Annotated in this window: 20 protein-coding genes and 1 pseudogene; all 21 read left to right on the top strand. The window is 70.5% G+C overall.

The features are described from left to right. The first annotated feature begins 793 nt into the window (after positions 1–793). The 21 genes and pseudogenes from rpsD to coaBC all read left to right on the top strand — a co-directional run bounded on the left by rpsD (position 794) and on the right by coaBC (position 24,173). Positions 794–1,417 (top strand): 30S ribosomal protein S4, encoded by a 624-nt coding sequence (rpsD, locus tag GZ997_RS01365; RefSeq protein ID WP_161924066.1) that lies wholly within the window; start codon positions 794–796, stop codon positions 1,415–1,417. 147 nt (positions 1,418–1,564) lie between these two features. Continuing rightward, positions 1,565–4,285 carry an alanine--tRNA ligase gene (gene alaS, locus GZ997_RS01360; RefSeq protein WP_162678550.1) on the top strand — a complete coding sequence of 907 codons (2,721 nt, stop codon included), beginning with the start codon at positions 1,565–1,567 and terminating at the stop codon, positions 4,283–4,285. Positions 4,286–4,313: 28 nt separating this feature from the next. Beyond that, entirely contained in the window at positions 4,314–4,790 is a 477-nt protein-coding gene (gene ruvX, locus GZ997_RS01355; protein WP_161924065.1) for a Holliday junction resolvase RuvX, read from the top strand. Further along, the gene (gene mltG / locus GZ997_RS01350) at positions 4,787–6,025 is read left to right on the top strand and encodes an endolytic transglycosylase MltG (protein ID WP_162678549.1); all 1,239 of its coding nucleotides are present in this window, start codon (positions 4,787–4,789) and stop codon (positions 6,023–6,025) included. Before ruvX ends, mltG begins: the two co-directional genes overlap by 4 nt. Positions 6,026–6,030: 5 nt before the next feature. After that, entirely contained in the window at positions 6,031–7,068 is a 1,038-nt protein-coding gene (locus GZ997_RS01345; RefSeq protein ID WP_162678548.1) for a shikimate dehydrogenase, read from the top strand. A 7-nt stretch (positions 7,069–7,075) separates the two neighbouring features. Then, positions 7,076–8,296: a chorismate synthase gene (gene aroC / locus GZ997_RS01340; protein ID WP_162678547.1), complete on the top strand. Its 1,221-nt coding sequence runs from the start codon at positions 7,076–7,078 to the stop codon at positions 8,294–8,296. 57 nt (positions 8,297–8,353) lie between these two features. Beyond that, complete coding sequence (gene aroB, locus GZ997_RS01335; protein ID WP_162678546.1) at positions 8,354–10,195, top strand: 3-dehydroquinate synthase; 1,842 nt, start codon at positions 8,354–8,356, stop codon at positions 10,193–10,195. Continuing rightward, on the top strand, positions 10,192–10,755 hold the full coding sequence (locus GZ997_RS01330) for a shikimate kinase (RefSeq protein ID WP_162678545.1): 564 nt from the start codon (positions 10,192–10,194) through the stop codon (positions 10,753–10,755). The genes aroB and GZ997_RS01330 overlap by 4 nt, the downstream gene beginning before the upstream one ends. Positions 10,756–10,764: 9 nt before the next feature. Further along, entirely contained in the window at positions 10,765–11,451 is a 687-nt protein-coding gene (locus GZ997_RS01325) for an FMN-binding negative transcriptional regulator (protein WP_162678544.1), read from the top strand. Positions 11,452–11,606: 155 nt separating this feature from the next. Then, positions 11,607–12,170 carry an elongation factor P gene (efp, locus tag GZ997_RS01320; RefSeq protein ID WP_162678543.1) on the top strand — a complete coding sequence of 188 codons (564 nt, stop codon included), beginning with the start codon at positions 11,607–11,609 and terminating at the stop codon, positions 12,168–12,170. Between the two features lie 6 nt (positions 12,171–12,176). Further along, a complete protein-coding gene (gene nusB, locus GZ997_RS01315; protein ID WP_161924058.1) occupies positions 12,177–12,704 on the top strand; it encodes a transcription antitermination factor NusB in 528 nt (175 codons plus the stop codon). Between the two features lie 827 nt (positions 12,705–13,531). Further along, complete coding sequence (gene pyrR / locus GZ997_RS01310; RefSeq protein WP_161924057.1) at positions 13,532–14,122, top strand: bifunctional pyr operon transcriptional regulator/uracil phosphoribosyltransferase PyrR; 591 nt, start codon at positions 13,532–13,534, stop codon at positions 14,120–14,122. Beyond that, positions 14,119–15,120: an aspartate carbamoyltransferase catalytic subunit gene (locus tag GZ997_RS01305; RefSeq protein WP_161924056.1), complete on the top strand. Its 1,002-nt coding sequence runs from the start codon at positions 14,119–14,121 to the stop codon at positions 15,118–15,120. The genes pyrR and GZ997_RS01305 overlap by 4 nt, the downstream gene beginning before the upstream one ends. After that, positions 15,117–16,454, top strand: a complete 1,338-nt coding sequence (locus GZ997_RS01300) for a dihydroorotase (protein ID WP_162678542.1) — start codon at positions 15,117–15,119, stop codon at positions 16,452–16,454. Before GZ997_RS01305 ends, GZ997_RS01300 begins: the two co-directional genes overlap by 4 nt. Next, positions 16,451–17,017: pseudogene (locus GZ997_RS01295) on the top strand (carbamoyl-phosphate synthase domain-containing protein); the annotation flags it as partial. The gene GZ997_RS01300 and the pseudogene GZ997_RS01295, both read left to right, overlap by 4 nt. A gap of 59 nt (positions 17,018–17,076) precedes the next feature. After that, positions 17,077–20,412 (top strand): carbamoyl-phosphate synthase large subunit, encoded by a 3,336-nt coding sequence (gene carB / locus GZ997_RS01290; protein WP_162678540.1) that lies wholly within the window; start codon positions 17,077–17,079, stop codon positions 20,410–20,412. Beyond that, entirely contained in the window at positions 20,409–21,299 is an 891-nt protein-coding gene (pyrF, locus tag GZ997_RS01285; protein WP_162678539.1) for an orotidine-5'-phosphate decarboxylase, read from the top strand. Before carB ends, pyrF begins: the two co-directional genes overlap by 4 nt. A 95-nt stretch (positions 21,300–21,394) precedes the next feature. Continuing rightward, positions 21,395–21,706: an integration host factor, actinobacterial type gene (gene mihF / locus GZ997_RS01280; RefSeq protein ID WP_161925327.1), complete on the top strand. Its 312-nt coding sequence runs from the start codon at positions 21,395–21,397 to the stop codon at positions 21,704–21,706. Between the two features lie 27 nt (positions 21,707–21,733). After that, positions 21,734–22,309, top strand: coding sequence for a guanylate kinase (gene gmk, locus GZ997_RS01275; protein WP_162678538.1), 576 nt, complete (start codon positions 21,734–21,736; stop codon positions 22,307–22,309). A 95-nt stretch (positions 22,310–22,404) separates the two neighbouring features. Further along, on the top strand, positions 22,405–22,812 hold the full coding sequence (gene rpoZ, locus GZ997_RS01270) for a DNA-directed RNA polymerase subunit omega (RefSeq protein ID WP_162678537.1): 408 nt from the start codon (positions 22,405–22,407) through the stop codon (positions 22,810–22,812). A gap of 44 nt (positions 22,813–22,856) precedes the next feature. After that, on the top strand, positions 22,857–24,173 hold the full coding sequence (gene coaBC / locus GZ997_RS01265; RefSeq protein WP_162678536.1) for a bifunctional phosphopantothenoylcysteine decarboxylase/phosphopantothenate--cysteine ligase CoaBC: 1,317 nt from the start codon (positions 22,857–22,859) through the stop codon (positions 24,171–24,173). Positions 24,174–24,264: the final 91 nt, after the last annotated feature.

Here is a 24,264-nt window from a genome sequence, read left to right as displayed (position 1 = left end):
GACTCAACCGTCCCAGAAGTGTGGAGACAGCACAGGCACCTACAGGTACGAACCGTCGGGCCAGAGTACGAAGCGTCGGTGTAAAGGTACGAACCGTCATGCGAAGTGCCGAAGCGTCGCGCGGGGCGCACGAGCCGTTCCGCCCCCCGACGTTGGCGCCCGCCGTACCGAAGATGTTCTCATCAGCCCGAGTACGACCTCCGCGCGGCGAAGACGACCTCATCAGCCCGAGAACGACCTCCGCGCGGCGAAGACGACCTCATCAGCCCGAGAGCGTCCTCGGCGCGGCGAAAACGTCCTCATCAGCCCGAGACCCTCCACGATGTGGAGGGTTTGGGGAGTATGAGGTCGTATTCGGTCGGTGTGGGGTGGTCGAGTACGACCTCATACGCCCGAAGACGTCCTCGTGAGCCCGAGAACGGCCTCTGATCGGCCAGAACGTCATCATCAGCCAGAAACCCCCGCATGTGGAGGCCGTGTTCATCCCGATACAAATACCGCCGAGCGAGCCGATAGAAACACGTCGCCGACCTGCTCACTCCGGACGGACTCGGCTTGTTCCGGTGGACTCTCGGCGGATTGGCGTAGGGCAGGCGGTATCCGAGTGAGGAGCGGCTCACAACTGGTGGCTTCGGCGTGCATCTCTGGCCGCCACCGCGCTAATGTTTCCGGGTTGCCTGCGGCGCAGCACGACCAGCGCGTCCGGGCACTCCTGGGGTCTTAGCCGGCATGGCTGACCCCGCACCTGGGCATCCGCCCACGGTGTGCGAACCGATCCGACAGGAAGAAGTCTATGAGCTCTTCACGCTCCCGCCGCCAGGTGCGCCTCTCGCGCGCCCTCGGCATTCCGCTCACCCCCAAGGCCGTTCGCTACTTCGAGAAGCGTCCCTACGGCCCCGGCGAGCACGGCCGTGCCCGCCGCCGCACCGAGTCCGACTACGCCGTCCGTCTGAAGGAGAAGCAGCGCCTGCGCGCCCAGTACGGCATTCGTGAGGCCCAGCTGCAGAAGGTCTTCGAGGAGGCCCGCCGCGAGAAGGGCCTGACCGGTGAGTCCCTGGTCGAGCTGCTGGAGATGCGCCTGGACGCCCTCGTCCTGCGCGCCGGCTTCGCCCGTACCATCGCTCAGGCCCGCCAGAGCGTCGTCCACCGCCACATCATGGTTGACGGCAAGGTCGTGGACCGTCCCTCCTTCCGGGTCAAGCCCGGCCAGACCATCCAGGTGCGCCCCCGGTCCCAGGTCATGGTTCCCTTCCAGGTGGCTGCTGCCGGCACGCACCGCGATGTGCTGCCGCCCGTCCCCGAGTACCTCAGCGTCGAGCTGGAGAAGCTGCAGGCACAGCTGGTGCGTCGTCCCAAGCGTGACGAGGTCCCGGTGACCTGTGACGTGCAGCTGGTCGTCGAGTACTACTCGCGCTGATCCCGCGTCTTTCACGACGCCGGGACGCCCCGGACCGCATTCAGGTTCGGGGCGTCCCGGCGTTTCGGGGTAATCTCGCCCCGGCCCCAAACCACTGCGTGCCGCGCGCACGCCCGACCCGATACGAGAACAGGACGAGGCACCCTCATGCGCACGTCAGAGATCCGCTCACGCTGGCTCGACTACTTCGCCGCTAACGATCACGAGATCCGCCCCTCCGTGTCCCTGGTGTCCCCGGAGCCGTCGATCCTGTTCACCGTGGCCGGCATGGTGCCCTTCATCCCCTACATCCTGGGCACTGAGAAGGCCCCGTGGCCGCGTGCCGCCTCGGTGCAGAAGTGCATCCGCACCAACGACATCGACAACGTGGGTCGCACCACCCGGCACGGCACGTTCTTCCAGATGAACGGCAACTTCTCCTTCGGCGACTACTTCAAGGAGGGGGCTATCGACTACGCCTGGGACCTGCTCACAGGCAGCCGTGAGGAGGGCAAGTACGGCCTGGACGGCGACCGGCTGTGGATGACCATCTGGGAGGAGGACCAGGTCTCCTTCGACCACTGGACCCGGGTGATCGGCGTGCCCGCGGAGCGCGTGCAGCGGCTGCCCTTCGCGGAGATCTCCTGGTCCACCGGACAGCCTGGCCCCGCCGGCGCCTGCTGCGAGATCCACTATGACCGCGGCCCCGCGTACGGTCCCGACGGCGGCCCCGTGGCGGACACCGCCGGGGACCGGTTCCTGGAGATCTGGAACCTGGTCTTCGACGAGTTCATACGCGGCGAGGGTGAGGGCCATGACTTCGAGCTCATCGGCAAGCTGGACCAGACCGCAATCGACACCGGGCTCGGCCTGGAACGCCTGGCGTTCATCATGCAGGACAAGCCCAACATGTACGAGATTGACGAGGTCTACCCCGTCATCGCCGCCGCCGAGGCCATGAGCGGCAAGACCTATGGCCGTGGCGCGGCCGGCCCGGAGGCCGGGGACGCCTACCTGGACGACGTGCGCCTGCGGGTCGTTGCCGACCATGTCCGTTCCGCCCTGATGCTCATCGGCGACGGCGTACGCCCCGGCAACGACGGTCGCGGCTACGTGCTGCGGCGCCTGATCCGCCGCGCGGTGCGTTCCATGCGCCTGCTTGGCGTCGGCGAGGCCACCCTGCCCACTCTGCTGACGGCCTCCAAGGACGCCATGAAGGCCTCCTACCCGGAGCTTGAGACCGGGTGGGCGACCATATCCGACGTCGCCTACGCGGAGGAGGAGGCCTTCCGCCGCACCCTGGCCGCAGGCACCACCATCCTGGACACCGCCGTCGCCTCCGCCAAGCAGGAGGCCTCGGCGTCGGGCCGCGGCGGCCGTCCGATCGTGCCCGGAAAGGCGGCCTTCGAGCTGCACGACACCTACGGATTCCCCATTGACCTGACCCTGGAGATGGCCGCCGAGCAGGGCGTGGAAGTGGACGAGCCCACCTTCCGCACGCTTATGGAGGAGCAGAAGGAGCGAGCCCGCGCCGACGCGCGCGCCAAGAAGGCCGGGCACACCGACGTGCGCGTCTTCCAGGACATTGAGAAGCAGATGGGAGGCGGCTCGGAGTTCCTCGGCTACACCGAGTCGGCGGCGGACGCCAGCGTCACCGGCCTGCTGGTCGACGGCGCACCCGCCCCGGTGGCCACCGCCCCAGCTGAGGTCGAGGTCATCTTGGACCGCACTCCCTTCTACGCCGAGATGGGTGGCCAGCTGGCCGACCACGGCACGATCCGGCTGGCCGACGGCGGTGTCATTGAGGTGCACGACGTCCAGGCGCCCATCGCCGGCCTGTCCGTGCACCGTGGCACGCTCACCGAGGGAACGGCCAGCCTGGGTGAACGCGCCTACGCTGAAATCGACACCGTGCGCCGCCTGGCCATCGCCCGCGCGCACACGTCCACCCACATGGTTTACGCGGGCCTGCGCAACGTGGTGTCCGAGGACGCCACCCAGGCCGGCAGCGAGAACTCGCCCGCCCGGCTGCGCTTCGACTTCCGGCACGGTACGGCGCTGACCGGTGGGCAGATGGATGACATCGAGGCCCTGGTCAATGACAAGGTCGCGGAGAACCTGCCCGTGACCACGGAAGTGATGGGCCTGGAGGAGGCCCGCGCCTCCGGCGCAATCGCCCTGTTCGGTGAGAAGTACGGCAAGCAGGTGCGAGTCGTGACCATCGGTGACGGGTTCGACCGGGAGCTGTGCGGCGGTACGCACGTGCCCTCCACCGGGCACATCGGCCGCGTGGCGCTGCTGGGCGAGGGGTCTATCGGCTCCGGCGTGCGCCGCATAGACGCGCTCGTGGCCGACTCCGCCTACGGCTTCCAGCGCAAGGAGCACGCCCTGGTCTCGCAGCTGTCCACGCTGGTGGGCGGCCGACCCGAGGAGCTTCCGGGAAGAGTGGAGGGCCTGATGGCCCGGCTCAAGGAAGCAGAGAAGAAACTGGCCGCCGCCGAGCAGGCGGCCCTGGCTGCCCGCGCCGGCGAGATCGCAAAGTCTGCTGCCCGCGCCGGCGAGTACCTGCTGGCCACCGCGTCTCTCGGTGCGGTCGGCTCAGCAGACGCACTGCGCGCCCTCGCCCTGGACGTGCGTGGGCGGCTGCCCGAGTCGGAGCCGGTTGTGGTTGCCGTCGCCGCTGAGGCCAACGGCCGTCCACTCGTAGTCGTCGCCACCAACCCCGCCGCCCGTACCCAGGGCGCCCGCGCAGGCGCCCTCGTGCGCACCGCCGCCAAGACGCTCGGCGGTGGAGGCGGCGGCAAGGACGACGTCGCCCAGGGCGGCGGCCAGGACCCCGCCGCGATTCCGGCCGCCCTCACGGCCGTCAGCGCCGCACTGACGGCCTGACCGGCACGCAAATACAGGGGGAGGCGCTGTGAGGACCGGGGTGCGGCTGGCCTTCGACGTCGGCAAAGTACGGGTGGGAGTGGCCCGCTGCGACGCCGACGCCATCCTCGCCGTACCCGTGACCACGCTGCACCGCGACCGCTACGGTGCAGACCTGGAGGAGGCCGCCGATCTGGTCCAGGACCTGGACGTGCTCGAAGTGATCGTCGGTCTGCCCCGCTCCATGAGCGGCGGTTCCTCCCGCTCCACGCAGGACGCCCGGCGCTGGGCGGGCGAGCTCGCGGCGCTCATCTCGCCGGTGCCGGTGAGGCTGGTCGACGAGCGGCTCAGCACCGTAACCGCCCACCGCGAGCTCCACGAGTCAGGACGTCGAGAAAAGAGTTTCCGCAGTGTTGTAGACCAGGCCGCCGCCGTGGTCATACTTGAACAGGCCCTCGCCACCGAGCGCAGCACCCACGCGCCCGCCGGCGAGCCGGTCGTACCCATTCAGAGAGGCAGACAGTGACCGAGGACGACTTCTTCTCGGCGGTCGGGGCACAGGCGCCCGACGCCGGTCAGCCGGAGAACAGCCGCCGTCGGCGTCACCGGCGCCAGGCCGAACGCACTCGCAGGCGCCACCGGCGGCGTCGGCGGGCTCTGACTGCCTTCGTACTGGTGGTGGTACTGGCCGCGGTCGGATTCGTGGGCTACCAGGCGGTCGGTGTGATCCGGGGTGCCCAGCCGGCCCAGACCGCCGTTACCGACTACACGGGCGCGGGCACCGATGACATCGTGGTCACCATTCCGGACGGCGCCACCGGGGCGGACATCGCCCAGATCCTCGCGGACGCGGATGTGGTGGCCACGGCCGGGGCCTTCAAGAACGCCTACTCGGCGAACTCCAACTCGGCCAGCATCCAGGCCGGCACCTACACGCTCAAGAAGCACATGTCCGCAGCCAACGCCGTCGCGCTGCTGCTGGATCCCTCTTCCCGCTCCGACCACACGCTGACCATTCCAGAGGGCGCCACCAAGGCGCAGGTCAAGGAACGGCTCATGAGCGTGGGCGGCTACAGCGACGCGGATGTGGAGCAGGCCTTCGCCTCCGGCAGCGCCATAGGCCTGCCTGAGGCGGCCGGCGGTGACGTGGAGGGGTGGCTGGCCCCCTCCACCTACGACATCGCCGAGGACGCCAGCGCAACCGATGTGGTCGCCTCCATGGTCTCCACCACCCTGGCCCGGCTCAGCAAGGCCGGCGTGGCCGAGGCAGAGTACGAGCAGGTACTGATCAAGGCCTCCATCGTGGAGCGGGAGGTCTCCAACCCGACCTACTACGGGCAGGTCGCCCGGGTTATCGACAACCGCCTGGCGGACACCAAGGGCGAGACCAAGGGCATGCTCCAGATGGACTCCACCGTGCTGTACGGATTGGGCCGTACCGGCGGTATGCCCAGCGCCGAAGAGGTGGCAGACTCCTCCAACGCCTACAACACCTACCAGCACGCGGGGCTTCCGCCCACGCCGATCGGCAGTCCCGGCGAGGCCGTCATCCAGGCTGTTGTGGCGCCACCTGAGGGGGACTGGCTGTACTTCGTCACCGTCAACCTCGAGACCGGTGAGACCGTGTTCGCCACAACAAACGCCGAGCAGGAGGAGAACAAGAAGCGGCTGAACCAGTACTGCCAGGACCACCGGGAGGTCTGCTACCCGGAGACCGCATCCCCCAGTGCCAGGGCCACTGCTACGGCAGGCGGCGAGTAAGGCGCATGGCTGCAACCGGCCCTGCAGTAGGCCCCGTCTCCGCCCCGGCCCGCGCCCGGGGGCACCGTGCCGCCGTCATCGGATCACCGGTCGCTCACTCGCTGTCACCGGTGCTGCACCGCGCCGCCTACGCCGCTCTGGGCCTGGATGACTGGACGTATGAGCGGCGGGAGACCACGCCGGCGGATCTGCCCGCGCTATTGGAGGAACTAGCCGCGCCGGCCGCGGCGGGACCCGTGTGGGCCGGGGTCAGCGTCACCATGCCCCACAAGCAGGCGCTGCTGCCCCGGCTGGACGTCGTCGACCCGCTGGCCGCCACCGTCGGCGCGGTCAACACGGTCGTCGCGCAGCGTTCCGGGCGGGGCGCCGCCCTGCTGGCCGGCTTCAACACCGACGTCGCCGGCATTGTCGGCGCCATGCGTGAGACCGGAGCCGGTACCGCTGGAGGCGTCGGCGGTCGGGCCGAAGCGGGCACCGGTGCGGGGCGGTGCCGCGCCGTCGTGCTCGGCTCCGGGGCCACCGCCTGCTCCGCCTTGGCCGCGCTGACCGAGTTGGGCGCCACCGACATCACCGTCGCCGCCCGCCGCCATGCCGGCCCCGGCCGCGCACTGACCGCCGCCCACCGCATGGGGCTGGAAGTGACGGCCTTGCACTGGCGGCCCGGTGACGCCGCCTCCGACGCCGAGGTGGCCGGGGCTGCCGCGCAAGCCGACCTACTGGTGTCCACCCTGCCCGCGGGCGCCGCCGACACGCTGGCGGCGCCGCTGGCGGCCGCCTTGAGCGGCGCCTGCCCCCGTGCCGGCGCGGTCATGCTGGACGTGGTCTACGCCCCCTGGCCCACGCCGCTGGCTCGGGCCTGGGCCCGCGCCAGCCGCCCGGTGGCGCCCGGCTGGCTCATGCTGCTGCACCAGGCGGTACCGCAGGTGACTCTCATGACCGGCAGGACCCCCGAGCTCGCGCCGCTGCGGCGCGAGCTAGAGGCAGCCCTGGCCGACCGCGCGGGCGTGGACACCGCCGGGGCTGCCGGCGCGGACGTGGGATGATCACCCCATGCTTCGATGGATGACCGCCGGAGAATCCCACGGCGAGGCCCTCACTGCGATCATTGAGGGCGTGCCTGCGGGTGTTGCCATAACCAGCGAGCAGATCCGTGCCGCGCTGGCGCGCCGCCGCCTTGGGCACGGGCGCGGCGCCCGCCAGAAGTTCGAGGCCGATGAGCTGTCGATTCTCGGCGGTATCCGGCACGGGCGGACCCTGGGCAGCCCCATTGCCCTGCGTATCGGCAACTCGGAGTGGCCCAAGTGGTCCACCGTCATGAGCGCCGACCCGGTCCCGCAGGCGGCACTGCGCAAGCATGCCGGCACCGGTGACGAACGCGAGATCGCCCGCAACCTGCCGCTTACCCGGCCGCGGCCCGGCCATGCCGACCTGCCCGGGCTGCTCAAGTACGACCTGCCCGAGGCGCGCCCCGTGTTGGAGCGCGCCTCCGCCCGGGAGACCGCTGCCCGGGTGGCTCTGGGCGCCGTCGCCGAGGCCGTGCTGGAGCAGGTGGCCGGTGTCCGCCTGGTCAGCCACGTGGTACGCATAGGCTCCGTCGAGCTCCCGCAGGCCGTGCCCGCACCCACTCCCGACGACGAGCAGCGGCTCAGCGACGACCCGGTGCGCTGCACCGACCCGGCCACCAGCGCCGCGATGGTGGCCGAGATCGATTCCGCCCGCAAGGACGGCGATACGCTCGGCGGCGTCGTGGAGGTTATTGCGACCGGCGTGCCGATCGGCCTGGGCACCCACGTGCAGGCGGACCGGCGGCTCGACGCCCGCCTGGCCGGCGCCCTCATGAGCATTCAGGCGGTCAAGGGCGTAGAGATCGGGGACGGCTTCGCGGAGGCGGCCCGCCGCGGCTCGGCCGCCCACGACGAGATTCTCGGGTTGGACTCCGGGGTGGTTGAGCGCGTCACCAACCGGGCCGGAGGTATTGAGGGCGGCATCAGCAACGGCTCCGCCGTGCGGGTGCGCGCTGCTTACAAGCCAATTTCTACTGTGCCTCGGGCCCTGCGCACCGTCGACCTGGCCAGCGGCCAGCCCGCCACGGGCCTGCACCAGCGCTCCGACACCACCGCCGTGGTGCCCGGCGCGGTGATCGCCGAGGCGATGGTGGCGCTCGTGCTCGCCGACTCCCTGCTGGAGAAGACCGGTGGGGACTCGGTGGACGAGGCGCGCCGCAACCTGTCCGGCTACCTGGCCCGCGTCTCGGAACGTACTCGTTGGTGAGTGCCGAATGGTGACTGGAGCCGTATGCATGCCCCCACGCCGAAGGAGCCATGAGCCATGACCCCCACCTGCGCCGACCGGTCCGAGCGCCTGGCGCACGTAGCCGTCGCCCCGGACCTCCTCCCGCTTGTGCTCGTCGGCCTGCCCGGCTCGGGCAAGACCACCGTGGCACGGCTACTGGCCACCGCGCTCGGCGTGCAGGTCACCGACACGGATGCGGAGATCCGCCGTCGCGCCCGCATGACCATCCCGGAGATCTTCGCCGCCGAGGGCGAGGAGGGCTTCCGGGACCGCGAGACCCGGGCGCTGCGGGAGGTGCTGACCGGAGAGGCAGCCGCCCACGGTGTAGTGGCGCTGGGCGGCGGCGCGGTGCTGCGCGAGGAGAACCGGCGCCTGCTGCGGGGGCACCAGGTGATACACCTGGTGGCCAGTCCCGCCACGGCAGCTGCCCGCGTCGGTGACGGCGCCGGGCGGCCGCTGGTCGGGCGGGCAGGCCTCGCCGCTGACTCCGATACGGCAGAAGCGGCCCCGGATGGTGTCCACGCCGATGTGCGCGCTCGCATGGAGACTCTGCATGGCGAGCGCGCTGACCTGTACCGGCAGGTCGCCACCCTCACCGTGCCCACCGACGGGCTCACCCCCGAGCAGGTCGCCGCGCTGGTGCTGGTGTCCCTGGGGAAGGCGCCCTCTCAGGCCGCCGGCGCACTCGCCGCGACCGACGGCACCCAGCACGCCTCCCGGTCCGCGGCGCCCCGACAGCTTCACACCGGTGGTGTCACCCGCATCACCGTTCCGGGCGCGGCTGGCGCCCGCCCCTACGACGTGGTGGTGGGCACCGGACTGGCGGAAGCAGTTACCCGGGCCGTGGCGCAGGCACCCGGGGCCGGCGCCGGCGGGGTGGCGATAGTCCATGCCGACTCCCTGGCCGACGTCGCCGCCGAGTACGCGGCCGCACTGGCCGGGGGCGGCCTGCGGGTGGCCCGCATCGAGGTGCCCGGCGGGGAGGGTGCTAAGCAAGCGGCTGTGCTCAACCGGATCTGGGAGCGGCTGGGCGAGTTCCACCTGGGCCGGGACGGATGTGTGGTCGGCGTGGGCGGCGGCGCCACCACCGACCTCGCCGGCTTCGCCGCCGCCACCTGGCTGCGCGGTGTGCCGATCGTGCAGGCGCCCACCACCCTGCTGGCGATGGTCGACGCCGCCGTGGGCGGCAAGACCGGCATCGACACCGAGGCCGGCAAGAACCTGGTGGGCGCATTCCACCCGCCGGTCGCCGTTATCGCCGACCTGGCCGCCCTGGCCACGCTGCCCGGTGCGGAACTGCGTGCAGGCATGGGGGAGGTCGTCAAGTGCGGTTTCATCGCCGATCCGGTCGTCCTGGACCGGGTTCTCGCCGCGCCCGGCCCGCCGCGTGCCGACTCCCCGGTGGTCGCCGAGCTGGTGACGCGATCGGTAGCGGTCAAGGCGGCCGTGGTGGGGGAGGACCTCACCGAGTCGGGGTTGCGGGAGATACTCAATTACGGGCACACCTACGCCCACGCCATTGAAAAGGTCACCGGATACACCTGGCGGCACGGGGAGGCCGTCGCCGTGGGCTGTGTGTTCGCCGCCGAGGTCGCCCACCGCCTGGGATATCTGGACGCCGAGACGGTGGCACTGCACCGCCGTGCCTTCGCGGCCGCGGGCCTGCCGGTGGCCTTTTCAGAGGGGGCCGGGGCCTTCGACGCGCTGCAATCCGCCATGACCGCGGACAAGAAGGTACGGGCCGGCAGGCTGCGCATGGTGCTGCTGGACGGGATCGGTCGGCCGGTGCGCGGCGTGGAGCCCGGCCTGGAGGTGATGCGTGCCGCCCACGAGGCGGTCACGGCTGTGCCCGCAGCAGGTGCGGGAGGCCGGGAGTGAGGCCGTCCGGCGTCGTACTAATCGGCGCCCCCGGCGCAGGGTGCAGCAGCGTCGGCCGAGCCCTGGCGGACGCCACCGGGATGCCTCTGCTCGACCTCGGGCAGGAGACCGCCGCGGCACTGGGTACCGCGCCCGAGCTCGCCCTGGTGGCCGTTCCCGAGGAGCGTTACCGGCGCACCGAGAGGGCCACCGCCCGGTGGGCGCTCGCGCAGGCTGCGGGTGGTGCTGTGATCGCCCTGGGATCCGGCTGCCTGAGTGACGATGGCGTGCGGACGGCCCTGACACGGGCACGTGCGGAAGGGGCTTGCCTGGTGCACCTGACCGCCACCCCGCGGCGCCTGGCCACCCGCAACGGCCTGGACGCCCCGCGGTCCGTCGCCCTGGGCAACGTGCACCAGGCGTTCACGCGGATGCTGCGCGAGCGGGAGGAGGCCTGCGCTCGTGTGGGCGCCGAAGTCGTCGACACCACCGATACCACCCCCGCGCAGGCCGCCGCCGCGATACTGGACCTGGAGCGGTCCGCCAGGGGCGCCCTCGACCGGGGGACGGACGACGCATAGGCTGAGTGCATGTATGTGCCGCGGCACTTCGAACTGCCTGATGACTATGTCACTGAGTTCCTGAACGGTCCCCGTACGGGCAACCTCATCACCGTGCACGCCGACGGCCCGGCGGCCACGCTCGTGCCCTTCTACCGGGACACGGAGCGCAACGCGCTAGTGACTCACCTGGTGCGTAACAACCCCCAGGTGCGTGAGCCGATCACCGGTCCCGGGCTGGTGGTATTCGACGACGTCGACGCCTACGTCTCGCCCCGCTGGTACGCCACCAACGAGGTCAAGGCCAATGTGCCGACCTGGGACTACATCACTGTGCACGTTTTAGGGTCGGTGCGCATCGATCCCAGCCCCGAGGCGGCGCTGCGCGCGGCACGCCGGCTCACCGAGTTGTCCGAGCCGGACGACGTGCTCGGCGCGGTGGGGAAGGAGAAGCTGGAGCGGATGGCGCGGGCGATCGTGGCGGTCGAGGTCGGCATCGAGCGGGTGCAGGGCAAGGCCAAGATGAGCCAGAACCGGCACCCCGATGACATCCGCTCGCTCGCCGCCGAGCTGACCCGCCAGGGGCAGGACCGCATGGCCGAGTTCCTGCTGGAGGTCTCCCTGCCGTATGCCGAGCAGCGCTACGCCACGCTCGCTCGACTGGGCGAGGTGCACGCCCTGCGCGAGGACGTAAAGGGCGTCACTGACTCCCACTAGCCGCCCCCTCGCCGAGGTCGGTCAATGTGGCGCTGGGACATCGCGCAGGCCGTGACCGGCATGACAGAGCCCGTCCGGGGGAGTTGACAGGTGATGGCGGTAGGCTTAACCGGTCTAAGACTTCCAACAATCCTCTAGCGAGTTAGGAACCGCACGTGGCAACGACGAACGACCTGAAGAACGGCATGGTGCTCAACCTGGAGGGCCAGCTGTGGCAGGTAGTCGAGTTCCAGCACGTCAAGCCGGGCAAGGGCCCTGCGTTCGTGCGCACCAAGATCAAGAACGTCCTGTCCGGCAAGACCGTTGACAAGACCTTCAACGCCGGCCTCAAGGTGGAGACTGCCACCGTGGACCGCCGTGACATGCAGTTCTCCTACAAGGACGGCGACGACTTCGTCTTCATGGACGTCAAGACCTACGAGCAGACGTATGTGTCCGCCGACGTCGTCGGGCAGGCGGCCGACCTAATGCTGGAGGGGCAGGACGTCATCGTCGCCTTCCATGAGGACACCGTGCTGTTCGTGGAGCTCCCGGCGGCCGTCGTGCTGACCATCTCCCACACCGAGCCCGGCCTGCAGGGCGACCGCTCCTCGGCGGGAACCAAGCCCGCTACCCTGGAGACCGGCGCCGAGATCCAGGTCCCGCTGTTCCTCAACACCGGCGACAAGGTCAAGGTTGACACCCGTTCCCGCTCCTACATCTCCCGCGTCACCGACTGACCGCCGATGACCGAGTCCATACCGGTTGAGCCGGAGGCGGCGCAAGCGCCCTCCGACGACGCTGCCGCCTCCTCGGCTCAGCACCCCAAGTACCCGGTCACCGCCCGCACCAAGGCGCGGCGGCGTGCCGTCGAAGTCCTCTTCGAGGCCGACCAGCGCGGGTTGCTCCGCGGCGACTCAAGCGTGCAGAACCTCCGGGAGCTGGCCGCGGAGCGGGCATTCCACTCGGCCAACCACACCGAGGCCCCTGCGTATACGCGCCAGGCGCTGGCCGGCGTCGCCGATCACCTCGCCGAGATCGACGAGACCATCGAGACCTATTCCCACGGGTGGGTGCTCAGCCGCATGCCGGCCACGGACCGGGCCATCGCCCGCCTGGCCACCTGGGAGATCGTCTGGAACGACGACGTCGATGCGCCGGTAGCCGTCGACGAGGCGATCACGCTCGCCCGCATGCTGTCGACCGATGACTCCCCCCGCTTCCTCAACGGGCTGCTGGGGCGCATCGGCGACCTTGCAGACACGTTGCGCTGAGCAACGAACGTCCGCAGCCGCGACGCCGCTCCATCCACAACCTTCACCGAGAACGGCACAAGCAACACGCCCAGACCGGTCGAAATGGCACCGCCCCCACCATGCACGAACGTGCGGTGGGGGCGGTGACTGTTTGCCCCGCGGCAGGCACTATTGCCGTGACGATACAAGTTGGCCGGCATCGGGCCGGCCCGTCACGAAGGAGTGCTCTCATGGCTGAGAAGACTGAGCGGATTGTGCTGGCTGATTTGGATGATGGTGTGGGGTGGCTGATGCTGCAGGTGGTGTGAGAGTGCCGCCGTCGGGGTCGCGCAGGCACACCGCCTGGGCGCGGCCCCACGGCGCGCGGGCGCCCACTTTGCATGGGCCCGCGCGGTTCAGTGATATCCCCGTGCGTCGTCGGCGTGGCCGCGAGCGAGGAGAGACTGTCAAAATCGATGACAATCGCCCCCGTGCGCCCGGAATGCCTTCAACAAAATGGCGCGGTACCAACGATCATCGATATACGGCAGATGCCTAGAGGCCCCGTTTGTCATCAATTGTGACAGCGAGTTGATGATGAACCGGCCGCACGTGCATGGGGCGTGGTCGGCGGTGTGATGCCGTATGCGGGACTCCGGGCCTGTGCGCAGGGGACATCCGGCGCAGCTGATGGGGGACTGGCTAAGAGGGCGCTCGTCAGGGGTCGGCGGTCGCCCGGCGAGTGCCCGGCGGCCGACGTTCACCGGGCGGACACCTCCCGCACTCGCCGAGCCGCTGCGCTAACATCGCCCCGAACGACATCCTTGAAGCCCGTCCAGTGAGGCGGAGAAGGAGGTCCACGCACCGTGGCCGCAGCACAGTCCACCGGGAAGCAGATCCTCGGCGCAGCCGAGATTCAGCGATCCCTCGTCCGCATCGCCCACGAGATCCTGGAGCGAAACCACGGCAGCAGCAATTTGGTGCTTCTAGGCATCCCCTCCGGAGGAGTCCCACTGGCGCGGCGCCTGGCCGCCGCCCTAGAGGTCGCCGCCAAGGAGTCCGGCGACCCCGCCGGCGCCCCGCCGGTCGGCACCCTGGACATCACCATGTACCGCGACGACCTCGGCCGCCACCCGATCCGCGTGCCCCAGCCCACCCGCATCCCGGGGGAGAGCCTCGAGGGCCGCACCGTGATCCTCGTCGACGACGTGCTCTTCTCCGGCCGCACCATCCGCGCCGCCCTGGACGCCCTGGGAGCCATCGGCCGCGCCGACGCCGTGCAGCTGGCCGTGCTGGTGGACCGCGGCCACCGCGAGCTGCCCATCCGGGCCGACTACGTGGGCAAGAACCTACCCACCTCCCGCAACGAGAAGGTGGTTGTTTCCCTGACCGAGCTCGGCGCCGACGGCGACGCCGTCACCATCGTCGACGCCGCGACCCAGGAGGCTGCCCGATGAAGCACCTGCTGTCCGCCAAGGACCTGTCCCACGACGAGGCCGTGATGATCCTCGACACCGCCGAGGCCATGGCCGCCACCCAACGCCACGCCGTCAAGAAACTCCCCACCCTGCGTGGCAAGACCGTGGTGAACCTCTTCTTTGAGGACTCCACCCGCACGCGGCTGTCCTTCGAGGCCGCCGCCAAGCGGCTGAGCGCCGACGTCATCAACTTCTCCGCCAAGGGCTCCTCCGTGTCCAAGGGGGAGTCGCTGAAGGACACCGCCCAGACCATCATGGCCATGGGCGCCGACGCCGTCGTGGTGCGCCACTCCGCCTGCGGCGCCGCCCACCTGCTCGCACACGCCGGCTGGATCAACGTGCCCGTGCTCAACGCCGGCGACGGCACCCACCAGCACCCCACCCAGGCGCTCCTAGACGCCATGACCCTGCGCCGCTGGTATACGCCCGGCGGCCCCACCGGGGCCACGCGCGCCGGAGACGGCAGCCCGGCGCCACAGGGCCGTGACCTGGACGGCGCCCGCGTCATCATCGTCGGCGACGTGCTGCACTCACGGGTGGCCCGCTCCAACGTCGACCTGCTCACCACTCTGGGTGCCCACGTCACCCTGGTCGCCCCACCCACCCTGCTGCCGGTAGGCATGGAGGACTGGCCCTGCGACGTGTCCTATGACTTCGACGCCGCCATCGCCGCCGTCGAGCCCGACGCCGTGATGATGCTGCGCGTGCAGCGCGAGCGCATGAGCGCCGCCGGCGGCGGGTTCTTCCCCAGTCCGGGGGAGTACGCCCGCGGCTATGGCCTCGGCGCCGCACGCCGCGCCGCCATGCCCGAGCACGCGATCGTCATGCACCCCGGCCCCATGAACCGTGGCCTGGAGATCACCGCCGACGCCGCCGACGACCCGCGGTCCCGCGTGGTCGAGCAGGTGGGCAACGGCGTCTCCGTACGCATGGCCGCCCTGTACCTGCTCCTCGCCGACGAAGGGAACCAGCTGTGACCGCCCATCTCCTGCCCGGGGTCCGCCCCTACGGCGAGGACGCCACCGACGTCCTCATCATCGACGATACGATCGCCGCCATCGGCCCCGACGCCGCCGCCCAGGCCCCCGCCGACGTCGTCCGCCACGACGACCTGGCCGGCCTGGTGCTCCTGCCCGGGCTCGTTGACATTCACACGCACCTGCGCCAGCCCGGTGGCGAGAGCGCAGAAACCGTCTACACCGGCACCCGCGCTGCCGCCGTCGGCGGCTACACCGCCGTGTTCGCCATGGCCAACACCACCCCCGTGCAGGACAACGCCGGCGTCGTCGAGCAGGTGCTGCGCCTGGGCAACGAGGCCGGCTGGGTGGACGTCCACCCCGTCGGGGCTGTCTCCGAAGGGCTTAAGGGCGAGCACCTGTCCCAGATGGGTGCCATGGCGCACTCCGCCGCTCAGGTGCGCGTCTTCTCCGACGACGGCAAGTGCGTGTCCGACCCGGTGCTCATGCGCCGTGCCCTGGAGTACGCCAAGTCCTTCGACGGCGTGATCGCCCAGCACTCCCAGGACCCCCGGCTCACCGAGGGCTCCCAGATGCATGAGGGCCGCGTCTCGGCCGAGCTCGGCCTGGCGGGCTGGCCCGCCGTCGCCGAGGAGTCGATCATCGCCCGCGACGTCCTGCTGGCGGGGCATGTCGGAAGCCGCCTGCACGTGTGCCACCTGTCCACCGCCGGCAGCGTGGAGATCATCCGCTGGGCCAAGGACCGCGGCATCGACGTCACGGCCGAGGCGACCCCCCACCACCTGCTGCTCACCGATGAGAAGGCCCGCACCTACTCGCCGCTTTACAAGGTGAACCCGCCCCTGCGCACCGCCGCCGATGTGGAGGCGGTACGCCAGGCGCTGGCCGATGGCACCATTGACGTGGTCGGCACCGACCACGCCCCCCACCCGCGCGAGTCCAAGGACTGCGAGTGGCAGGCCGGCGCCTTCGGTATGACCGGCTTGGAGACCGCCCTGCCGATCATCATCGCCACCATGGTCGAGTCCGGACGCATGAGCTGGCGGGACGTCGCCCGTGTCCTGTCCGAGGCTCCGGCCCGCATCGGCCGGCTGAGCGATCAGGGCCGACCGCTGGCCGTGGGCGAGAGCGCCAACCTGACGGTGGTCGACCCCGAGGTCCGCCGCGTGGTGGACCCGGACGCCCAGTGGACCCGTTCCAGTAACACCCCCTACGCCGGTATGGAGCTGCCCGGGCGAGTCATGGCCACATTCCTCCATGGCCGTCCCACCGTCCTGGATGGCGAGCCGGTAGCGCGGAACCCAGAGGCGACCGAACAGAAGGAGAACGCATGAGTGCCCTAAGCCCAACATCAGTGGCCGCGTACGGCGGCTTCACCAGCCCCGCCCTGCCCGCCTCCGCGCCGATCGAGCGCACGACGGCGCTGCTGGTCCTGGAGGACGGCTACGCGCTGACGGGTCGCTCATACGGCGCGACCGGCTCGACGACCGCCCGGATCGTCTTCAACACCGGCATGACCGGCTACCAGGAGGTCCTGACCGATCCCGACTACGGTCAGCAGATCGTAGTAATGACCTCCCCCCACATCGGCAACACCGGAGTCAATGATGAGGACGGCAAGTCCGACCGGTTCTGCGTAGCCGGAATAGTGGTGCGCGACCCGTCCCGGCGCGCCTCCTCCTGGCGGGCCCGCCGCGAGCTCGAGGCGGAGCTGGTCGCCCAGGGCATCGTCGGCATCTGCGAAGTGGACACCCGCGCCCTGACCCGCCACCTGCGGGACCACGGCACGATGCGCGCCGCGATCTTCTCCGGGGATGCCCTGCCCGACGGCGTCGCCGAGTACCCCGGCTATGCGCCCACCGAGGCGGCTATCGAGTCCTGCCTGCGCACCATGCGCAGTGCCTCCGCCGCCCCCGCAGACACCACGATTCCGAGCACCCCCCAGGAGAACGCCTGATGCCCCGCCGTACCGATATTTCCTCCGTCCTGGTCATCGGCTCAGGCCCGATCGTCATCGGCCAGGCCTGCGAATTCGACTACTCCGGCACCCAGGCCTGCAGAGTGCTGCGTGCCGAGGGCATCCGCGTCATCCTGGTCAACTCCAACCCGGCGACGATCATGACCGACCCGGACATGGCCGATGCCACCTACGTAGAGCCCATCACTCCCGAGGTCGTTGAGGCGATCATCGCCAAGGAGCGCCCCGACGCCCTCCTGCCGAACCTGGGCGGGCAGACCGCCCTGAACACCGCCATGAGCCTGGTGGAGTCTGGGGTCCTGGACAAGTACGGCGTGGAGCTGATCGGGGTACGGGCAGAAGCCATCAACGCCGGCGAGGACCGGGAGGAGTTCAAGCGCGTGGTTGAGCGCTGCGGCGCGGAGGTAGCGCGCAGCGTGATCGCCCACACCATGGACGAGTGCCATGCCGGGGTGGAGGCGCTGGGCGGCTACCCCGTGGTGGTGCGCCCGTCCTTCACCATGGGCGGCCTTGGCTCCGGCTTCGCCTACAACGCCGAGGACCTGGAGCGTATTGCGGGCCAGGGCCTGTCCGACTCGCGCACCACCGAGGTGCTGCTGGAGGAGTCGATCCTGGGCTGGAAGGAGATCGAGCTTGAGGTCATGCGCGACCGCGCCGACAACTGTGTGCTGGTCTGCTCCATTGAGAACGTCGACCCGGTGGGCGTGCACACCGGGGACTCCATTACCATCGCTCCGGCCCTGACCCTCACCGACCGGGAGCTGCAGCGGCTGCGGGATGTTGCTGTCGCCGTCATCCGTGAGGTGGGTGTGGACACCGGCGGCTGCAACATTCAGTTCGCCGTGCACCCGGAGACCGGCCGCGTGATCGTCATCGAGATGAACCCCCGCGTGTCCCGGTCCTCGGCACTGGCATCCAAGGCCACCGGCTTCCCCATCGCCAAGATCGCCGCCCGCCTGGCCATCGGCTACACGCTGGACGAGATCCCCAACGACATCACCGGCTCCACCCCCGCATCCCTGGAGCCCGCGGTGGACTACGTGGTGGTCAAGGTCCCGCGCTTCGCCTTTGAGAAGTTCCGCGGCGCCGACCCGACCCTGACCACAACCATGAAGTCGGTCGGGGAGGCCATGGCCCTGGGCCGCTGCTACACCGAGGCCCTGCAAAAGGCTATGCGCTCGATCGACAAGCCCGGCTCCGTGTTCCACTGGGACGGTCCGGCCCCCACGCCGGAAGAGCTGCCCGGGCTCATCGAGTCGCTGCGCACCCCCACCGAGCACCGGCTGGTAGACCTGCAGCAGGCCATCCGCGGCGGCGCCACCCCGGAGCAGCTCTTCGACGCCACCGCGATCGACCCGTGGTTCCTGGACCAGATGTTCCTGCTCCAGGAAGTCGCCGAGGAGACGCGCACGGCCCCGGCGCTGACCGCCGAGCTGCTTCAGCGCGCCAAGCGGCATGGCTTCTCCGACGCCCAGATCGCGTCCCTGCGCGGCATCGGGGAGGACACGGTGCGCGAAGTTCGCCACGCCTTCGGCCTGCGACCGGTCTACAAGACGGTGGACACCTGCGCCGCCGAGTTCGCCACCACCACCCCTTACCTGTACTCCAGCTACGAGGAGGAGACAGAGGTGGCACCGCGCCAGCGGGAGGCCGTCATCATCCTGGGCGCCGGCCCCAACCGGATCGGCCAGGGCATTGAGTTCGACTACTCCTGCGTACACGCCACCATGGCCCTGTCCGAGCGCTACGACACGGTAATGGTCAACTGCAACCCGGAGACGGTCTCCACCGACTACGACATCTCCGACCGGCTGTACTTCGAGCCGCTGACCTTCGAGGACGTCATGGAGGTCTACGAGGCGGAGCTGGCGGCCGGACCAGTGGCCGGCATGATCGTCCAGCTCGGCGGGCAGACGCCCCTGTCCCTAGCGGCCCGGCTCAAGGCTGCGGGCGTGCCCATCCTGGGCACCACCCCGGAGGCGATCGACGCCGCCGAGGACCGGCAGGTGTTCGGCGTCGTCCTGGAGCGCGCCGGGCTGCCGGCCCCCGCCCACGGGACGGCCCTGAGCGACGAGCAGACCCTGGCCGTGGCCGCGCAGATCGGTTTCCCGGTGCTGGTGCGCCCCAGCTATGTGCTCGGTGGGCGCGGCATGGAGATCGTCTACGACCGCGACGGCCTGGTCGACTACCTCTCCCGCGCCTCCGCGGAGGCCGGCGGCGCCTACGCCAACGGCCCCCTGCTGATCGACCGCTTCCTCGACGACGCCATCGAGATCGACGTCGACGCCCTCTACGACGGCACCGAGCTGTTCCTCGGCGGCGTGATGGAGCACATCGAGGAGGCCGGCATCCACTCCGGCGACTCCGCCTGCGTACTGCCCCCCATGTCCCTGTCCGACACGGAGATCGCCCGCATCCGCCGCTCCACCGAGGCCATTGCCGCCGGGGTGGGGGTGCGCGGACTGATCAACATCCAGTACGCGCTGGTATCCGACACGCTGTACGTGATTGAGGCCAACCCGCGCGCCTCCCGGACTGTGCCCTTCGTTTCCAAGGCGACCGGCGTGCAGCTGGCCAAGGCCGCCGCCCTGCTCATGGCAGGCCAGACCATCGCCGACCTCAAGGCCGCCGGCCACCTGCCCGACGCCGATGCCGCCGTAACCGACCCGCTGGACCCCATTGCGGTGAAGGAGGCGGTCCTGCCGTTCAAGCGGTTCCGCACCCCGTCGGGCCGGGTGGTGGACACGGTGCTGGGCCCGGAGATGCGCTCCACCGGTGAGGTCATGGGCTTTGACGTCGACTTCCCGCGGGCCTTCTCCAAGTCGCAGGACGGCGCCTACGGCGGCCTACCCGGTGAGGGCGCCCTGTTCGTGTCCGTGGCTGACCGGGACAAGCGCGCCATCGTGCTGCCCGTCGCCCGACTGGCCGAGCTCGGATTCACCATCTATGCCACCGCCGGCACCGCCCAGGTACTGCGTCGCAACGGCATCCCGGCAACCCCGGTCCGCAAGGTCAGCGAGGGCCAGGGCGCCCACGGCGAGCAGACCATCGTCGGCCTGATCGAGTCCGGCGCCATCGACATGGTGATAAACACCCCCAAGGGGCAGGGCGCCCGCGCCGACGGATACTCCATCCGTGCCGCCACCACCAGCGCCGACAAGCCCATCATCACCACCGTGCAGGAGCTGCAGGCGGCGGTGCAGGCGCTGGAGGCCAAGCTCGCGGGCCCGATGGGGGTGCGCAGCCTGCAGCAGCACGATGCCGACAGGCACTCCCGGCGCGACCGCGCCCACGCCGGGGGGACCCGCGCATGAGCACGACCCCGGCCCGGAACGGTCGCCCCGTGGAGTCCTCCTTCGGCGCCCGGCTGTCCGCCGCCATGGACGATCACGGACCGCTGTGCGTGGGTATTGACCCGCACGCCTCCCTGCTGCGCGACTGGGGCCTGCCCGACACGCCCGCCGGGCTGCGGGACTTCTCCCTGCGGGTCGTTGACGCGCTCGGCGGGCGGGTGGCGGCGGTCAAGCCGCAGTCGGCGTTCTTCGAGAGGCACGGAGCGGCAGGCATCGGCGTGCTGGAGGAGACGCTGGCCGCTCTGCGGCAGACGGGCACGCTCTGCGTCCTCGACGTCAAGCGGGGTGATATCGGCTCCACCATGTCCGGCTACGCCCAGGCCTATCTGGCAGACGGCGCGCCCCTGGCCGCGGACGCCATTACCGTCTCCCCCTACCTGGGATACGGCTCACTGCGTCCGGCGCTGGACCTGGCGGCCGACGCCGGACGGGGCGTGTTCGTCCTAGCGCTGACCTCCAACCCGGAGGGAGCCGCAGTGCAGCATGCGCGTGGACCGGCGGGACGGGCCGTGGCCGCCGAGGTGGTGGCCGGGGCCACCGCCTCCAATGCTGCCGCCCGCGCCGCCGGTGAGCTCGGCAGCGTGGGCCTGGTGGTAGGCGCCACCGTTGGCGACGCCGTGCGCGACCTGGACCTGGACCTGCTGGCCGCGGGCGGGCCGCTGCTGGCCCCCGGTGTGGGGGCGCAGGGAGGCGGTGCCGCCGAGCTGCGGGCCGTGTTCGGAGCTGCACGCCGCAATGTGCTGGCGTCGACATCCCGCGGCGTGCTGGGAGCCGGCCCCGATCGCGAGGCCCTGCGGCAGGCCGCCGACAGCGCCGTCGCCGAGGCCGGGGCAGCACTGCGTGCCTGACGCCGGCCCGAGGCGCCACGCGGGACGTGCGCCGTGACGGCGCCCGGGCATAACCTGACCATGTGGCAGAAGTCCCGACTGCCGATGGAGGAAACATGGTGATCCCCGAACTGACTCCCGGGCAGCGTGCGGCTGCGCTTTACAAGGCGGCCGCGGCCCGAGACCGCCGCGCCCGTGCGAAGGCCGAGCTCAAGCGCGGCACCCTGACCGTTTCCGCCCTGTTCGAGGCGGCGCAGAATGATGAGGCCCTGGCCAAGATGCGGGCGCTGGACCTACTGCGCTCGCTGCCGCGCGTGGGCACCGTGGGAGCACAGGCACTGCTGCAGGAGCTCGGTATTGCCGCAAGTCGGCGGGTGCGGGGCCTGGGTAGCCGCCAGCGTGCCGAGCTTGTGCGCCGTTTCGGCTGACACCGGCGCACGGGGCATGATGGGGGTATGACCGCAGCCCAGGTGCCTCCCGCCCGACTCACTGTGATAGCCGGGCCGACCGCCGTGGGGAAGGGCACGCTCGTCGCCGAGCTACGCCGCCGCCACCCCGGCCTGTTCGTGTCCGTCTCAGCGACGACGCGCGCGCCCAGGCCAGGGGAGCGCGACGGCATTCACTACCACTTCGTATCGGACGCGGAGTTCGACCGCCTGATCGAGCGCGGGGACATGCTGGAATGGGCGCAGGTGCACGGTACTCACCGCTACGGCACCCCCCGGGGTCCGGTGCAGGAGCAGCTGGATGCAGGCCGCCCGGCGCTGCTTGAGATCGACCTGGCCGGTGCACGCCAGGTGCGCGCCGCCATGCCCGAGGCCCAGCTGGTGTTCATCGCGCCGCCGAGCTGGGAGGAGCTCGTGTCCCGCCTGCTCGGGCGTGGCACTGAGTCGGAGCAGGAGCAGGATCGCCGCCTGGCCACTGCACGGGTCGAGCTACAGGCAGCGGGCGAGTTCGACCGCACCATCATCAACGACTCCGTGGCACGTGCCACGGACGAGCTAGAAGACGCGCTCGGGTTGAGCGGCTAAAATGGGGTGCTCGCGGTGCGGTAGCCTGTAACCGCGGCCGCGCCCGCACATACCGGGACCACAATCAGGTAGCAATCACATTGGGAGACAAGCACATGCTCGGAACCTCCGCTGACCCCGAGGGTATCACCAACCCTCCCATTGACGACCTGCTGGAGAAGGTCGACTCCAAGTACGGGCTGGTGGTGGAGGCCGCCAAGCGTGCCCGGCAGATCAATAGCTACACCCAGCAGCTGGAGGACAACCAGTTCGAGTACTTCGGGCCGCTGGTGGAGGCGGAGACCGAGGAGAAGGCCCTGAGCGTCGCACTGCGCGAGGTCGCCGCGAGCAAGCTCCAGGTCATTCCCGGGGACGAGGCCCGCGCCCGCCGTGCCGAGGCAGAGGAGGCCCGCCGCGCCGCCGAGGCCGATATGTTCTCCGACATCTCCCTGGACACCCCGCTGGATCTCGGCGGCCAGGAGGAGACCGGATCCGCCACCGGCCTGGATGACATCCAGTTCTGAGGGCAGTCTGCTCCAGGACCACTAGTCGGCCAGCCGTACCTGCCATGAACGCAGAACTCCCCAGTGCCCGAGGCGCCCGCGCGCCTCGGGCACTGCGCGTCGTCGTGGGGATATCCGGATCCATCTCTGCATACAAGGCGCCCTCGGTGATTCGGCTGCTGCGCGCTGCCGGGCACGAGGTGCGCACCGTGCCCACGGCGGCAGCGCTGCGCTTCATTGGCGCGCCGGCACTGTCCGCCGTGACCGGATCCCCGGTGCAGGCCGGTGTCTTTGAGGACCCGGCCGCAGTGGCGCACGTGGAGACGGGGGAGTGGGCTGAACTGGTTGTGGTGGCGCCGGCCTCGGCCGACCTTCTCGCCCGGGCGGCCGCGGGCCGCGCGGACGACCTGCTCACCGCTACCCTGCTGACCACCACCGCGCCGGTGGTGATGGCCCCGGCGATGCACACGCAGATGTGGAACCACCCGGCCACCCGCGAGAATGTGGCGACGCTGCGCCGCCGCGGCGTAACCGTGATAGACCCTGACAGTGGGCCGCTGACCGGCTCCGGTTACGGGTCGGGGCGCCTGCCCGCGCCGGAGGTCATCGTGTCCCGCGCCTTGGCCGTGCTGGACACCGCGCACACCCGTGCACAACCCGACCTGGTCGGCCGGCACGTGGTCGTCTCCGCAGGCGGAACCCGTGAGCCTCTGGATCCTGTGCGCTACCTGGGCAATCGCTCTTCGGGGCGCCAGGGAGCCGCCGTCGCGTGCGCCGCTGCGGCCCGCGGTGCACGCGTGACCCTGGTGTCCGCACACGTTGACTCGCAGGTACTGGCGGCGCTGCCGGCACAGGTAGAGGTAGTCCCCGTGACTACCGCCCTGGAACTGCGTGATGCGGTGCGCGCCGCCGCAGCGGATGCCGACGCGGTGGTGATGGCCGCCGCGGTGGCCGACTTCCGCCCCGCAGCCGTGGCCGGAGCCAAGCTCAAGAAGCACCCGCTCGCGGTGTCGGCCGCGCCGGAGCAGGAGGCCGCGCCCAGCGTCCCGACAATCGCGCTGGTGGAGAATCCCGACGTGCTGGCCGAGCTGGTAACGGATCCACCGCGCCGTGACGGCGCACCCATCGTTGTGGTCGGGTTTGCCGCGGAGACCGGTGACGCCGAGGGCGACGTGCTGGACCACGGCGCCGCCAAGGCGCGCCGCAAGGGCGCCGACCTGCTGGCCGTCAACGCCGTCGGCACGCACACGGGTTTTGGTGACGTCCCCAACACCGTTGTGGTCCTCGATGCCGCCGGCCGGGAAGTCGGCCGTGCCAGCGGCTCGAAGCAGGAGGTTGCCACGGTGCTAATGGAGATGATCGCGGTGCGCCTGGGGCGCTGACAGCGCTCGACCCCGGTCGGCGGGGCGCCGTCCGGGGCGGTGAGAGCGGTGCCTGCTGCCACTGGTATCCTCAGCCTCTCTGGTGGGGCGA

This window comes from Actinomyces sp. 565, from assembly GCF_010365615.1.
In the GTDB taxonomy this organism is placed as follows: domain Bacteria; phylum Actinomycetota; class Actinomycetes; order Actinomycetales; family Actinomycetaceae; genus Actinomyces.
Note: the sequence above shows the minus strand (reverse complement) of the source record. Positions and strands in the feature narration are given on the sequence as shown.